At 65.0% G+C, this 14,334-nt stretch carries 15 protein-coding genes; 8 read left to right on the forward strand and 7 right to left on the reverse strand.

Annotation, left to right across the window (positions count from 1 at the left end):
- Positions 1-29: 29 nt before the first annotated feature.
- Positions 30-1,010, forward strand: coding sequence for a bifunctional helix-turn-helix transcriptional regulator/GNAT family N-acetyltransferase (locus ACOJB8_RS25720; protein ID WP_342948761.1), 981 nt, complete (start codon positions 30-32; stop codon positions 1,008-1,010).
- A 6-nt stretch (positions 1,011-1,016) separates the two neighbouring features.
- Here the strand turns inward: ACOJB8_RS25720 and ACOJB8_RS25725 are convergent, their stop codons facing one another.
- Together ACOJB8_RS25725 and ACOJB8_RS25730 are read right to left on the reverse strand one after the other, a co-directional pair.
- On the reverse strand, positions 1,017-2,342 hold the full coding sequence (locus tag ACOJB8_RS25725) for an MFS transporter (RefSeq protein ID WP_342948760.1): 1,326 nt from the start codon (positions 2,340-2,342) through the stop codon (positions 1,017-1,019).
- 43 nt (positions 2,343-2,385) lie between these two features.
- Positions 2,386-3,270, reverse strand: coding sequence for an isocitrate lyase/PEP mutase family protein (locus ACOJB8_RS25730; protein WP_069266674.1), 885 nt, complete (start codon positions 3,268-3,270; stop codon positions 2,386-2,388).
- Between the two features lie 153 nt (positions 3,271-3,423).
- Here ACOJB8_RS25730 and prpR point away from each other — a divergent pair, with 153 nt between their 5' ends.
- From prpR to ACOJB8_RS25745, 3 genes are all read left to right on the forward strand, one after another.
- Positions 3,424-5,430 carry a propionate catabolism operon regulatory protein PrpR gene (gene prpR, locus ACOJB8_RS25735; protein WP_342948759.1) on the forward strand — a complete coding sequence of 669 codons (2,007 nt, stop codon included), beginning with the start codon at positions 3,424-3,426 and terminating at the stop codon, positions 5,428-5,430.
- A gap of 75 nt (positions 5,431-5,505) precedes the next feature.
- Entirely contained in the window at positions 5,506-6,117 is a 612-nt protein-coding gene (locus ACOJB8_RS25740) for a LysE family translocator (RefSeq protein WP_342948758.1), read from the forward strand.
- A 28-nt stretch (positions 6,118-6,145) separates the two neighbouring features.
- Positions 6,146-6,976, forward strand: a complete 831-nt coding sequence (locus ACOJB8_RS25745) for an alpha/beta hydrolase (protein ID WP_342948757.1) — start codon at positions 6,146-6,148, stop codon at positions 6,974-6,976.
- Positions 6,977-7,016: 40 nt separating this feature from the next.
- Here ACOJB8_RS25745 and ACOJB8_RS25750 read toward each other — a convergent pair whose 3' ends face one another.
- Positions 7,017-7,286 carry a hypothetical protein gene (locus ACOJB8_RS25750; RefSeq protein ID WP_069266678.1) on the reverse strand — a complete coding sequence of 90 codons (270 nt, stop codon included), beginning with the start codon at positions 7,284-7,286 and terminating at the stop codon, positions 7,017-7,019.
- Positions 7,287-7,708: 422 nt separating this feature from the next.
- Positions 7,709-7,999, reverse strand: a complete 291-nt coding sequence (locus ACOJB8_RS25755; protein WP_069266679.1) for a hypothetical protein — start codon at positions 7,997-7,999, stop codon at positions 7,709-7,711.
- Between the two features lie 163 nt (positions 8,000-8,162).
- On the opposite strand from ACOJB8_RS25755, the gene ACOJB8_RS25760 reads away from it, so the two are divergent.
- Both ACOJB8_RS25760 and acnB read left to right on the forward strand, forming a co-directional pair.
- Complete coding sequence (locus ACOJB8_RS25760) at positions 8,163-8,549, forward strand: DUF3175 domain-containing protein (RefSeq protein WP_342948756.1); 387 nt, start codon at positions 8,163-8,165, stop codon at positions 8,547-8,549.
- A gap of 179 nt (positions 8,550-8,728) precedes the next feature.
- On the forward strand, positions 8,729-11,314 hold the full coding sequence (acnB, locus tag ACOJB8_RS25765) for a bifunctional aconitate hydratase 2/2-methylisocitrate dehydratase (RefSeq protein WP_069266681.1): 2,586 nt from the start codon (positions 8,729-8,731) through the stop codon (positions 11,312-11,314).
- 120 nt (positions 11,315-11,434) lie between these two features.
- On the opposite strand, the gene ACOJB8_RS25770 is transcribed toward acnB, so the two are convergent.
- Positions 11,435-12,031, reverse strand: a complete 597-nt coding sequence (locus ACOJB8_RS25770; protein ID WP_069266682.1) for a TetR/AcrR family transcriptional regulator — start codon at positions 12,029-12,031, stop codon at positions 11,435-11,437.
- Between the two features lie 114 nt (positions 12,032-12,145).
- On the opposite strand from ACOJB8_RS25770, the gene ACOJB8_RS25775 reads away from it, so the two are divergent.
- Together ACOJB8_RS25775 and ACOJB8_RS25780 are read left to right on the forward strand one after the other, a co-directional pair.
- Positions 12,146-12,526 carry a DUF4267 domain-containing protein gene (locus ACOJB8_RS25775; protein WP_069266683.1) on the forward strand — a complete coding sequence of 127 codons (381 nt, stop codon included), beginning with the start codon at positions 12,146-12,148 and terminating at the stop codon, positions 12,524-12,526.
- A gap of 1 nt (position 12,527) precedes the next feature.
- Positions 12,528-12,848, forward strand: a complete 321-nt coding sequence (locus tag ACOJB8_RS25780; RefSeq protein ID WP_342948754.1) for a DoxX family protein — start codon at positions 12,528-12,530, stop codon at positions 12,846-12,848.
- Between the two features lie 62 nt (positions 12,849-12,910).
- Here the strand turns inward: ACOJB8_RS25780 and ACOJB8_RS25785 are convergent, their stop codons facing one another.
- On the reverse strand, positions 12,911-13,273 hold the full coding sequence (locus ACOJB8_RS25785) for a BON domain-containing protein (protein WP_069266685.1): 363 nt from the start codon (positions 13,271-13,273) through the stop codon (positions 12,911-12,913).
- A gap of 102 nt (positions 13,274-13,375) precedes the next feature.
- Positions 13,376-14,245 carry a LysR substrate-binding domain-containing protein gene (locus ACOJB8_RS25790; RefSeq protein ID WP_475014996.1) on the reverse strand — a complete coding sequence of 290 codons (870 nt, stop codon included), beginning with the start codon at positions 14,243-14,245 and terminating at the stop codon, positions 13,376-13,378.
- Positions 14,246-14,334: the final 89 nt, after the last annotated feature.

Here is a 14,334-nt window from a genome sequence, read left to right on the forward strand (position 1 = left end):
AGACCGTGCAGACCATAACGGAGACCATCATGGATTTTGTCGACGTGCCCGCGCAGCCTCGCGAGACGACCATCCTCGAACTGCGCGAGTTCTCGCGGCGGCTCGTGCGCGAGCTGGGCTTCATGCGCACCACGCTCGCCGACAGCGATCTCGCCCCATCCGCCGTACACGCCATCATCGAGATCGGCGCGCAGCCGGGCATCAATGCACGGGCGCTCGGCGACATCCTGCGGCTCGACAAGTCGAACACGAGCCGCCAGGTCGCGCGGCTCGAGGCGGCCGGTCTCGTCAAACGCAAGACCGCCGACGATGACGCGCGCTCTACCGAGTTGACCCTGAGCGCGGCAGGCCAGAAGCTGCGCGCGAAGATCGACCGCTTCGCCACGGATCAGGTTTCCAATGCGCTGCGCAGGCTCGTTCCTGCCGACCAGCAGACGCTCGTGCGTGCGCTCGCGCTCTACGCCGACGCGCTCGCGCACGACAACCCCAACGAGACCCGCGCAACAGCGCCGGCGGCGGGCGTGCAGATCGTGGAAGGCTACCGGCCCGGCTGCATTGGCGACATTGCGAGCCTGCACGCGCGGTTCTACGCGGCGAACTGGGGCTTCGGCTCGTACTTCGAGAAGAAGGTGGCCACGGAACTCGCCGACTTCACCGGCGCCTTGCCAGCCGTTGGCAAGGCGCTCTGGCTCGCGGTGGAGCGCGATCGCGTCCTCGCTTCGCTTGCCATCGACGGGAACGAGAGCGGCAACGCAGGTGTCGCTCACCTGCGCTGGTTCATCGTCGACGACTCACTGCGCGGTACCGGCATCGGCCGGCAGTTGATGACCAACGCGATGCAGTTCGTCGATGCGCACTACGCCGAGACCTACCTGTGGACCTTCAAGGGCCTCGACGCCGCGCGGCATCTGTACGAGTCGTTCGGCTTTCACCTCGCGCAAGCGTCCGAAGGCGACCAGTGGGGCACGAAGGTCACGGAGCAGCGCTTCGTGAGGCGCCGCGCCGATTGACTCGCATCACACGGAACTCGCCGGGCGCCCGCGCGTTTCCGGCATACGCAGATACACGATCAGCGAAACCGCCGCGCAGGCCGTGACGTACCAGTAAAAGTACTGCTCGTGGCCGCTCGCCTTGAAGCGCAGCGCGACAAACTCCGTCGTGCCGCCGAGAATCGCCGTGGTGAGCGCGTACGGCAGTCCCACCGCGAGCGCGCGGATGCGCGTCGGGAACAGCTCCGTTTTCGCGAGCATGTGCACCGAGGTGAAGCCGCTCAACATCACGAGGCCGGCGAACGACAGCAGGAACGCCACCAGCGGATCCCGCGTGTGACTGAGCGCCGTGAAAAGCGGCACGGAAAACAGCGTGGTCGACAGGCCAAAGCAGATCAGCACCGGGCGGCGGCCGAACACGTCCGAGGCGAGCCCGAAGAGCGGCTGGAGCGGCATATACAGCAGCAGCGCGCCGGTGGAGACGAGCGTCGACATCTCCTTCGAAAGGCCCACGGTGTTCACGAGGTACTTCTGCATGTAAATCGTGAACGTATAGAAGCCCACCGTGCCGCCCACGGTAATGCCGATGGCGAGCAGAATCTGCCGCCAGTGCGAGAGCAGCTGCTTCAGCACCGGCGGACCGGCTTCACGCCGGCCACGCTCGAACGCTTCGGTCTCCGTCACGTTGCGGCGCATATAAAGCGCGAACAGCGCGAGCGCGCCGCCCAGCAGAAACGGCACGCGCCAGCCCCAGCGCTCGATCTGCCCGGCCGTCATCAGCAGGTTCTGCATGACGAGCATGAGTGCGAGCGCAACGAGTTGGCCGGCCACCACGCTCACCTGCAAAAAGCCAAGATAGAAGCCGCGCCGGTTGGCGGGCGCGATCTCGCTGAGGTAAGTCGCACTGGTGCCGTACTCGCCGCCCATGCTCAGGCCCTGGAGCAGGCGCGCCGCGATCAGCACGACAGGCGCGAGCACGCCGATGCTCGCGTAGCCGGGCGTGAGCGCGATCATCAGCGAGCCGATGCACATGGCCGTGACCGACCACGTGAGCGCCGACTTGCGCCCGTGGCGGTCGGCGTAGAAGCCCACGAGCCAGCTGCCGAGCGGCCTCGCGACGTAGCCCACGGCCGCGATGGCCGCCGTGTTCATGAGCTGCACGGTCGGCTTGTCGCTCGGGAAAAACGACTTCGCGAAGTAAATCGAAAAGATGCTGTACGCCAGAAAGTCGTACCACTCGATCAGGTTGCCGGCCAGGCCCCCGACGATCGAACGGATGCGCGGCCGCGCGATCGGTGCTGTTTCTGCCGGCTGGTTTTCGATTCGGACTCCGAAATCCGTGTCGTTCGACATGCGTGTCTCCTCCTCTTGTTTTGCAAATTGTGCGCTGTGGCGTTCAGTCCTTCGGTGCGTACTCGCGATCGAGCCGGTCGAAGAGCGGCTTGTTCACGAGGCGCTGACGCTCGGCGAACGGCGCGACGATCGTCGCGTCTTCGTCGAGCCGGCCGTTCGTGCGCAATTGCCCGAGAGCGCGCTGCATGCCGACCACGGCGCCCTGCAGCGCCGCGTTCGCGTACAGCACCAGCGCATAGCCAAGGCCCGCCAGCGCCTCGCGCGACTGCACCGGCGTCTTGCCGCCAATCACGATGTTGATGAGTTGCGGCGCGTCGATGAGTTTGGGCAGGCGCTCGATATCTTCGAGCTTTTCCGTGGCTTCGATAAAGAGAATGTCCGCGCCCGCCTCGATGAACGCGTGCCCGCGCGCGATCGCGTCTTCGATGCCGTGCACGGCGGCCGCGTCGGTGCGCGCCATGATGAGCAGGTTGCCATCTTCGCGCGCATCAACGGCGGCGCGGATCTTGCCCACCATCTCGCTCGCGCCGATCACTTCCTTGTTAGCGAAGTGGCCGCACTTCTTCGGCATCACCTGGTCTTCGAACTGGATCGCGTCGGCGCCGCTGCGCTCGAGCGTGCGCACGGTCTGGCGCACATTGAGCGCGTTGCCGAAGCCCGTGTCGGCATCGACGATGAGCGGCAGGTTGACCGCGTCGCGCACGCGCGCCGTGTGCTCGGCAATGTCGCTCAAGCCGATGAAGCCGAGATCGGGCAGGCCGAACGACATGTTGGTGACGCCCGCGCCCGTGAGGTAGAGCGCTTCGAAGCCGGCGTCCTCGATCACGCGGGCGCTCATGGCGTTGAAGGCGCCCGGCACGAGCAGGCCGCGGCGCTCGTTGACCTTGGCGCGGAACGCGGCGCGGCGTGCTGCAGTGGAAGTGGTCATCGCGATGACTCCGTTCAGTGGGTTTTGAGATGGCTCAGACAATCGCACGATGTGTGCCAACGAGCGGAAACTGGGCGCAAACCATATAAAACAATACTTTAGGCGGCCCCAGCGTACGACCGGTGTTTCATGCCACAATCTATGGAACGTTTCATGAAACGTTTCCGAACACCCATTTCCCGTACCAAGGATTGCGCCGTGCCTCCCTCCAGCCTGTCCCAGGCCGCCAGCCGCCCGAGCATCGCGCTCGTGAGCATCAGCCGGCTGCGCAATCTCTGCGAAACCGTTGCGCCGCGCTATGCCAGCGAGGCGCGCTTCTTCAACGTGCGCGAAGGCTATGGCGACGCCGTCACGGCGCTGCAGCCCTATATCGAAGCCGGCACCGTCGACGTGGTGCTCGCGGCCGGGTCCAACGGCGCGTACCTGCGCGACAACCTGAGCGTGCCCGTGGTCATGGTGAAGGTGAACGGCTTCGATGTGCTGGCCGGCATCACGCACGCGAACGCCACCTGGCCCGGCGCGCCGATCGGGCTGATCCTGCACGAGAGCGTCTCGCACGAACTCGCCGACCTCGGCGCGTGGCTCAACCTGCGGCTCACGCAGTGCGCCTATCGCACGGTGGACGAAGTGCACGACGCCGTCACGGCGCTCGCCGCCGAGGGCTGCCGCGTCATCATCGGCCCCGGCATGGCTTGCGATCTCGCCCAGGCGGCAGGGCTCGAAAGCGTGTTCCTGTACTCGCTGGGCGCGGTGCACGAGGCATTCGAGCGCTCCGTGGAACTGGCCCGCGTGAGCCGCCAGAAGGAGTCCAAGCGCGTGCGCCTGAACACGATCGTCGCGCACCTGCGCGACGGCGTGGCCGCTTTCGACGAAGCCGGTCAGCTCGAAGCGGTCAATCCAGCCATGCTCGATCTGCTCGGTCTCGACCGCGCGCGCGATGTGAGCGCGCAACTGGTCCGCTCGGTGGGCCCGCTACTGCACGAAGTGGCCGGCGGCGATGCGGCGGTCGATGAACGCATCGAGCAGATCGGCGGCCGCTCGCTGATCGTGAGCTGCGTGCCGATCGTCGAGCAAGGTGCGCGCTCGGGCGCGGTGGTCACGGCGCAGGATGCGCTCGTCGCGCAGCGCATCGACCGGTCGCTGCGCACGACCCAGCGGCCGCGGCACCTCGTGGCGCGCTACGAACTGGACGACCTGGTCGGCGTTGCGCCCGCCATGGCGCGCGTGCGGCGCCTCGCGGCCATGAGCGCCGCGCACGACGCCACCGTGCTCCTCACGGGCGAAAGCGGCACGGGCAAGGAACTCGTCGCGCAGGGCATCCATAACGCGAGCCGCCGGCGCGGCAATCCATTCGTTGCCTTCAACTGCGCGGCGCTGCCCGAGGGGCTGATCGAAAGCGAACTGTTCGGCCACGAGGAAGGCGCGTTCACGGGCGCGCGGCGCGGCGGCAAACCGGGCCTCGTCGAAATCGCGCATACGGGCACGATCTTTCTCGACGAAATTGGCGAGATGCCGCCCGCGCTGCAAAGCCGCCTGCTGCGCGTGCTCCAGGAGCGCGAGGTGATGAAACTGGGCGCCAGCCGCGCCACGCCCGTTGACGTGCGCGTGATTGCCGCCACGCACCGCGACTTGCGCGCGCTGGTGCAGGAAGGCGCCTTCCGCGCCGATCTGTATTTCCGACTCAATCTGCTGCATATTCCGTTGCCGCCCTTGCGCGAACGCCGGGAGGACATTGCCGCGCTCGCGCGGCATCTGCTCGAACGTATGGCCGATCGCTACGCCTTGCGTGCCGCCGCGATCGAGCGCGTGCTCACGCTGTTCGCACCATACTTCGCGAGCTATGCGTGGCCCGGGAATGTGCGCGAGCTCGAGAATCTGCTCGCGCGCGCGGCCATCTTCCTCGCCGACGAAACCGGCGACGCGTCCGCGGATAGTTCGTTATACGATGTATTCCCGGAATTCGCGCAGAACGACGAAGCGAACGATGCGCCGCGGCGCGCGGCGATTGCCTCGAACGGCGCGCGGCGCGACGCCGCCAGGCCGGTCACGCGGGAAGACGTCGAGCGCGCACTCACCGCGCACGGCGGCAATCGCGCAGCCGCCAGCCGCGCGCTCGGCATAGGCCGCACGACGCTTTGGCGCTTGATGAAGGGCGCGTGAGCGCACGGAGTATCATGACAACCTCCACGATGCGCCGATTGAGGGCGCATCGAACCTGCCGGGGAACCTGCCTTCGTGAACTATTTCAATGTCCTGCTCGCGCTTTCTGGCGTCCTGCTGCTGAGCGTCGCCAGCCCGGGGCCGAACTTCGTCATCGTCACCTCCACGGCGGTGGCCTCGCGGCGCGCGGGCCTCGCGACCGGCCTCGGTCTCGCCGCCGCCTCCGGCACATGGGCATGGATCGCCATCGCGGGCCTAAGCCTGATCGTCTCCCATGTGGCCTGGATCGGCACCGGGCTGCGCATCGCAGGCGCGGCCTACCTGATCTGGCTCGGCGCGAAGATGCTCCTCACCGCACGACAGCCCTTGCAGGTTGCCGCGCAGGCGGGCGCTTCGGGTTGGGCCGCCGCGAAGAAGGGCTACGTCGTCAGCATGACGAATCCCAAGGCCATTGCGTTCTACGGCAGCATTTTCGCGTTGATGGTGCCCGCTGCCGCGCCGCGCTGGCTCGAAGTGGCGGTCGTCGTGATCGCGATCCTCATCTCGTGCGCCTGGTATTGCTCGATGGCCCTGCTCGCCTCGCATCCCACGGTGCGCCACTTCCTCGTCCGGCGCAAAGCCGCGCTCGACTCGGTGGTGGGCGTCGTGCTGATCGGGCTCGGCGGGCGCATGCTCGCGGGGCGCTGAGCCGGGTCACGCGGCCATGAGCGTGCGCATGGCTTCGCAATGGCTGCGCGCCGCGCCGCTGGCGTCGGCATTGACGCTGGCGTTCGTGCTCGCAGCGTCGTCCTTGCTGGCCCACGCGCAAAGCGCGCCCAAGGTCGTCGACATACCCACGAGGCCCGGCGTCACCCAACGCTTCCTTTTCATTGCGCCCGCAGCGCCGAAGGCGGCCGCGATACTTTACGCGGGCGGGCATGGCGGCCTGCAACTGGACCCGCAGGGAAACTTCGGCTGGGGCGCCAACAATTTTCTCGTGCGCAGCCGCATGCTGTTCGTGGACGACGGCGTTGCTGTGGCAGTCATCGACGCACCGAGCGACCGGCAATCACCGCCCTACCTGGACGGTTTTCGCCTCACGCCGGAACATGCCGAGGACGCTCGCGCCGTGATCGCATGGTTGCGCGAACAATTACACGTGCCGGTCTGGCTCGTCGGCACGAGCCGCGGCACGCAGTCGGTCGCGGCCATCGCGATTGCTCTTGCGAATGACAGCAACCCCAGCGCTGGCCCGAACGGCATCGTACTCACCTCGACCATCCTGCGCGAAAATCGGGGCGGCGACCCGGTCACGGGCATGAAGCTCTCGGCACTCAAAATTCCCGTGCTCGTGGTGCACAACAAGGACGACGCCTGCAAGGTGTGTCCGGTGTCCGAAACGGACACGCTCATGCAGAAGCTCACGCAATCGCCGGCAACGAAACTGATGCTCGTCTCCGGCGGAACTTCGCGGGGCGACCCGTGCGGGGCGTACGCGTATCACGGCTTCAACGGCATCGAAAGCGAAGTCGCGCACGGCATCACGGCGTGGATGCTGGCGCCTTAGCGGGCTTTCCGCGCCCGGCATCCCACCTCTGCTTGCACCTCTAACCGCCCTTTCTTTTCACGGGCGCGCTGTTGTGTCCGAACGACCCCGGCGGCTCCGCCCGGCCGTGATGGCCGAGCGGCACCTCGGCCGTCTGCTCCGGATGCGGCCCGCCCTCGCGCGGCATGAACTCGGGCCGTGGTTCCGGTTGATCGAAGCTGCCCGGCGCACCCCGTGGGGGTTTCTCCTGCGTCGGCTGCTTGCCGGCGGCGAGTTCGTCGTCGGTTGCGCTGGCCTCGTCCGGCCTGGGGTTTTGGGTTGAAAGACCCATCATCCGCTCCTTAAAGGGTGTGGATGCGAGGCATCCTGTTCATGATTTCGGACCGCTCGCCGGCGTTGGTTGCGCGCCGGCTAGCGCCGACATCTGGCTACTCGAAGAATCCTGGGTTTGCGGGCGCGCCCCTTCGTCTGCACGTTTGCAAGCCGTACAGCCGAGCGCCAGTGCGGCCGCGCCGAGCAGCCAAACACGCGGCCACGAATGGAGCCACAAACGGGCGCGCGGCCTGTCCAGATTGGCACCCGATTTCGCAGTGCTTTTCATCCGATCCCTCCCTTGTGCGCGCCAAATTGCAATTCCGCGCGCCACGCTTGTAATTCTTCTACCCCGCTTCCCGTCTGCCCCACCATTCACTTTTTCGCTGGCGCGCTCCGTATTGCGCCGGTCCTGCGCTCATCCTGCATTCCCGAGAGGCTTCATTCCCGATAAGCCGCCATCACGATCCACATATCGCGCTCGCCATTGCTCACTTCGGCAGCCAGCGCATAGCGGTCATGCGGACTGCAGGCGTTCTGCAGCGCCTTGCGCGCCTGTTCCGTGTTGTCGTAGTCGCGCTTTTCCAGCGGACGCACTTCGTTGCGTCCCTCGAACATCTTCTGGTCCTTGCGGTAGATAAGCGTTTCGGTTTTCCATTCGCGAAAACATTCCCGGACATGCTGGAAATCGCCTCCGCAGACGTTCACCTGGTAGCGTGGAGTTGACTTCATGATCGACTGCCTCCCTTGCCGGTTCGACGCGCACCTGCCGCTTACCTCACGCCGCGCGCGTCCACACCCGCGGCGCCGCATAGGGCGTGCCGGGCCTGACTTCCCTTGCGGGCGGTATTGCATTTGCGCAGCGGGTGAGTCGTCTGATGGAGAGGGAGAAGTCATGAGCACGAGCCAGCATCCTGCTACGCGACGCAAGGGCGGGCGCCCCGCGCGGCAGCGTCATGCCCACGCGAGCGCCGCGAAAGCGCACACGAAACGCGCTACGAGCGGCGCCCCGAAAAAATGGTCGAAGCACGTGAACGAGACGAGCGACGCCATGGACATCGAGTCCGGCGTATTCAAGTCCGGCAGCGCCGAAGCGATCGCCCGCTCGCTCAAGGAGTCGTCGCTGCACAGCCGGCGGCGCAAGGGCACGCCATTTCAGTCGGCCATGTCGATGCTGAACTTCTACATCAACCGCGCAGGCAGAAACCTGCCCAAGTCGCGGCGCGACACGCTCGCGAAAGCCAAGGGAAAGCTTCGGGAAGCGTTTGGCCGCAAGCCCTGAGCGAAAATTTCAGGCCTTTTCACGGTGGCATCGGCTTTGCGGGCAACTCTTATATAAGACATAAGACATTTGACGTTATATCGTATTGCGCTTAAAATCCCGGTCAAAGCAGTGCCTGGAAAAGCCTCGGAGTGCCCGAAAAGCCTTCGCCTTCAAACGCAATACCAGTAGGTCCCCCAATGCTTGAAAACTTTCGCGCTCACGTAGCCGCACGCGCCGCGCTCGGCATTCCCCCCCTGCCGCTCACGGCTCAGCAGACCGCCGAACTGGTGGAACTGCTGACGAATCCTCCCGCTGGCGAAGAGCAAACGCTGCTCGACCTGATCACCAACCGCGTGCCGGCAGGCGTCGACGAAGCCGCCCGCGTGAAGGCCGGGTTCCTGGCCGCCGTGGCCAAGGGCGAAACCGCCTGCGCACTGATCTCGCGCGCTCGCGCGACCGAACTGCTCGGCACGATGCTGGGGGGCTACAACATCGCCCCGCTGATCGCGCTGCTCTCCGACGCCGAAGTGGGCACCGTGGCTGCTGAAGCGCTGAAGAAAACCCTGCTGATGTTCGACCAGTTCCATGACGTCAAGGAACTGGCCGACAACGGCAACGCCAACGCCAAGGCAGTGCTGCAAAGCTGGGCCGACGCCGAATGGTTCACGAGCCGCCCGGAAGTGCCGCAAAGCCTGACCATCACCGTGTTCAAGGTGACGGGCGAAACCAACACCGACGACCTCTCGCCGGCCCCGGACGCGACCACCCGCCCGGACATCCCGCTGCACGCGCTGGCGATGCTGAAGAACGCGCGTCCCGGCATCACGCCGGAAGAAGACGGCAAGCGCGGCCCGGTCAAGTTCATCGAATCGCTGAAGGAAAAGGGCCACCTGGTCGCCTACGTGGGCGACGTGGTCGGCACGGGCTCCTCGCGCAAGTCGGCCACCAACTCGGTGCTGTGGTTCACGGGCGAAGACATCCCCTTCATCCCCAACAAGCGCTTCGGCGGCGTGTGCCTCGGCGGCAAGATCGCCCCGATCTTCTACAACACGATGGAAGACGCCGGCGCCCTGCCGATCGAACTCGACGTGTCGCAAATGGAAATGGGCGACGTGGTCGAACTGCGCCCGTACGAAGGCCGTGCGCTCAAGAACGGCGCAGTCATCGCCGAATTCCAGGTCAAGTCCGACGTGCTGTTCGACGAAGTGCGCGCCGGCGGCCGCATTCCGCTGATCATCGGCCGCGGCCTGACGGCCAAGGCGCGTGAAGCGCTGGGCCTCGCCCCGTCGACGCTGTTCCGCCTGCCGCAAAACCCGGCCGATACCGGCAAGGGCTTCTCGCTCGCGCAGAAGATGGTTGGCCGCGCATGCGGTCTGCCGGAAGGCCAGGGCGTGCGCCCGGGCACGTACTGCGAACCGAAGATGACCTCGGTCGGCTCGCAAGATACGACCGGTCCGATGACCCGCGACGAACTGAAGGACCTGGCGTGCCTCGGCTTTTCGGCCGACCTCGTCATGCAGTCGTTCTGCCACACCGCCGCTTATCCGAAGCCGGTGGACGTGAAAACGCACCAGACGCTGCCGAACTTCATCAGCAACCGTGGCGGTATCGCGCTGCGTCCGGGCGACGGTGTGATCCACTCGTGGCTGAACCGCATGCTGCTGCCCGACACCGTCGGCACCGGCGGCGACTCGCACACGCGCTTCCCGATCGGCATCAGCTTCCCGGCGGGCTCGGGTCTGGTCGCCTTCGCGGCCGCCACCGGCACGATGCCGCTGGACATGCCGGAATCGGTGCTCGTGCGCTTCAAGGGCAAGATGCAGCCGGGCGTCACGCTGCGTGACCTCGTGAACGCCATCCCGCTGTGGGCGATCAAGCAAGGCTCGCTGACGGTTGCCAAGCAAGGCAAGAAGAACATCTTCTCGGGCCGCATTCTCGAAATCGAAGGTCTGCCCGACCTGAAGGTCGAGCAAGCGTTCGAACTGTCGGATGCTTCCGCTGAACGTTCGGCCGCCGGTTGCACGGTGCATCTGAACAAGGAACCGATCATCGAATACCTCAACAGCAACATCACGCTGCTGAAGTGGATGATCGCCCAGGGCTACCAGGACCCGCGCAGCCTGCAGCGCCGCATCAAGGCGATGGAAGCGTGGCTGGCCGACCCGCAACTGCTGCAACCGGATGCGGACGCCGAGTACGCCGCCGTCATCGAAATCGACCTGGCCGACGTGCATGAGCCGATCGTGGCCTGCCCGAACGATCCGGACGACGTGAAGACGCTGTCGGACGTTGCCGGCGCCAAGATCGACGAAGTGTTCATCGGCTCGTGCATGACCAACATCGGTCACTTCCGTGCCGCGTCGAAGCTGCTCGAAGGCAAGCGCGACATTCCGGTCAAGCTGTGGGTCGCGCCGCCGACCAAGATGGACCAGAAGCAGCTGACCGAAGAAGGCCACTACGGCGTGTTCGGCACGGCTGGCGCGCGTACCGAAATGCCGGGCTGCTCGCTGTGCATGGGTAACCAGGCACAGGTGCGCGAAGGTGCAACGGTCATGTCGACCTCGACGCGCAACTTCCCGAACCGTCTGGGCAAGAACACGAACGTATACCTCGGCTCGGCGGAACTCGCGGCGATCTGCTCGCGTCTGGGCAAGATCCCGACCAAGGAAGAGTACATGGCCGATATGGGCGTGCTCAACGCCAATGGCGACAAGATCTACCAATACATGAACTTCGACCAGATCGCCGACTTCAAGGAAGTGGCCGATACGGTGACGATGTAAGTGTGATGCTGGAGTACGGCGCGGGACTGTTGTTCCAGATCTGCGCCGTAGCGCCGGACAATGGCGCCGCAGGCTGAATGCCTGCGGCGCCATTTTTATTTGGTTCGCCGAGGTGCTGGCTTATGAGTGGGAGTCGAGCGAGCTGTTTCGGGAAGCGATGACTGCCCGGACGACCAGCATGATGCGTTCGACCCGCGCACCGGGCCGGATTCGGCCTGAACGTTCGAGTTCGGCGAGCCCATGCAGGGCTGCCCAAAAGGTCTCGGTCACGTTTTCGACATCGGCACTGAACGGCGCGACGACCGACGCGATCGCTTCGAAACCGGCCCGCAGTTCCGGTCGGGTCTCAGCATCTGCAAACCGCAGATCGGTCGGGAGCGTGAACATCGCCTCGTAGAGCGCGGGACACCGCACGGCAAAGCCAAGATAGGCCATGGCGACACGCTCGAGGGCGTTTTCTTGCCCCGCCGCTCCATGCGCCGCTTCCCGAAGTGCCACCGTGAGTTCCTGAAAACCCTCGAGTGCAACGGCTGAAACGATCGCATCCCTGTTCTCGAAATGCGAGTACAGGACCGGCTGGCTATATTCGATCTCTTCGGCGAGGCGGCGAACCGTGACGGCATCCCATCCGTCGCGCTCCGCAATCAGGCGCGCTGCCGCGACAATGCGGGACTCGCGCTCGGCCCGTTGCCTGCCCTTGCGCTCGGCGATACTCAACTTTTCACCCTCCTGCCCCGAATAGTCCACATGCCCGTGATGATACGGAAGCTTGAAAATCTAGCATTGCTAGATTATATTCCGTCACTACACCACGAAGCACAGGACACTGCAATGCATTGGCTTTCGTTCGGACTGGCGCTGTTCCTCGCCCTCGCGATTATCGCGATCGGCACCCAATATCTTGTCAGGCCAATGTCTGCGACTCGCAGTTTCGGTCTGCCGCTTCCCGAAAACGGCGCCAATACCGCCTGGTGGCTTCGCCTCAAGGGCGTGCGCGACATTGCGTCGGGACTGGCGGTCCTCGCGTTCATGGTGTTGGGCACGCCACTTGGGATCGGCATCGTCCTGCTCGTGGAAGCCGTCATCCCCATTGGCGACATGCTGCTCATTCTTGCCGCGAAAGGCTCCACCAAAAGCGCCTTCGGCATGCATGGCGCGACGGCCGTGCTGATGGTCCTCACCGCAATTTCGATGATGATGGGAGGGCGCTGAAATGATCCACACGGTTTCGATCTGGCTTCTCGCCGCCGGCTTCTTTGGCGCCGGTCTATTCAACGCGATTGGCACGTCCGCATCGCAAAGCGATTACGCCCGGTGGGGTTACCCGCGCTGGTGGGGCCGTTTGACCGGCGCACTGGAAATGCTATCCGCCGTTCTGATTGCGCTACCGGCAACTCGCATGATTGGGCTGGCGCTCGGGGCGCTAATCATTGCGGCAGCGGTTTTGACCGTTCTGCGTCATCGCGACTTCTCGCACCTTGTGCCGCTTGGTGTCTTTGTTGTCGTGATCGCGCTCGCAGGAATCCCGGCTTGAAAGGGCCGCGCGCAGATCTGCACATCCGGCACAATCAGCGCGCGAATGCCAACGCGGGGGACTCAGCCGTTGCCGCCGTGAAAGAGCGTTAGCTTGTTCGACACCGAATTCACGCCTTGCACCGAACGCGCAACCTCTTCCGCCTGGCGAATCTGGTCGCCGGTGCGAACCGTGCCGCTCAGCGTCACAGCGCCGCTGCGCGCGCGAACGAAAACACCGGACACGTTGAATCCCTGCGCCCTCGACAACGCGCGCCGCACGGCACGGGCAAGCGCGCGGTCCGCCTTCTTCTCGCTGGGCGCCGCCTGGGTCGTGCCCGGCGCCATCGACGCGTCCGTTGGCGCATTTTCCGTTTGGGCATGCGCCACGCCAGCGGCGGTCAACAGAAAAGACGCAAACACGGCGCATCGCAGATTCGATTTCATGACCTACTCCTGACATTGCCGCGCAGGGACGCGCCGGCCGCCGTCCATATTGCACCTCCACGCAAACACCCGCTCCGAAGGCGCTCGCATCGCGCCGTCGCACTATACGACCGCTGATGCCGCCGCCACGCCCAGGAAGGTCTGCACGATGCCTCGCTTGCGTTGGCTGTGAAGGCAGGCCACCGAATCGATATTGCAGTCGCGCAGCTCCTCCACCGGGATGGCGACGCAATGCGCGCCCTCGGGAATCTCGAGTTCGAGCACGAATCCGATGCCGAGGCCTTTCCGGACCGCTTCCAGAACGGCCTCGCGGCTACCGAGTTTCATCGCCGTCGGGAGCGAAATCCCTGCGCCTCGCAAGGCTTCGTCGACCAGACGCTGGGTGTTGGAACCCGCCTCCCGGCGAATCACGGCATACGCCGCGAGATCGCCGAGCGACACGCTTTTGGCCGCGGCGAGCGGATGATGCCCGGGTACGAGCACCCGCATGCCCTGACGCGCGACGGGGATCGACGCCACACGCGCATCGCTCCTGGCATTGCCGATGACCACCGCGTCGACCCGATACGCGAGCAGATCATCCCAGACCTCGCGCTGACTTCCGAACGACACCGAAATTTCGATATCGGGGTATTGCGCACGAAAGGCGGCCACCACCTGAAGCACCACCTGTGGCCCGTCGGCGGCGAGTTTGAGGCTGCCGTGCTGGAACCTCGTCGCCCGGCTCACCATGTCCTCGATCTGCTCTTCCGCCGCAAACATCTGGCGGGTCAATTCAAAGAGCGGCTTAGCGGCATCGGTGGGTTGAACGCCCTCATTCGTGCGGATAAAGAGCGCCTGCTTGCAATCCTCTTCGAGATTGCGGATCTGCGCCGTGATGGCCGGCTGCGTCAGACCGAGAAGATTCGCCGCCTTCGAAAAACCGCCCTCGCGCACGACCGCATCGAACGCCCTGAGCTGGAAATAGCGCATCGCCACCTTGAACCTCGCCCCATCAATCTCAATGTGAAAATATAGCACCGGCATTAATTTGACTGCCACAGGTACGCACTCTAAGCTCG

Source organism: Paraburkholderia sp. BR10141, from assembly GCF_056155635.1.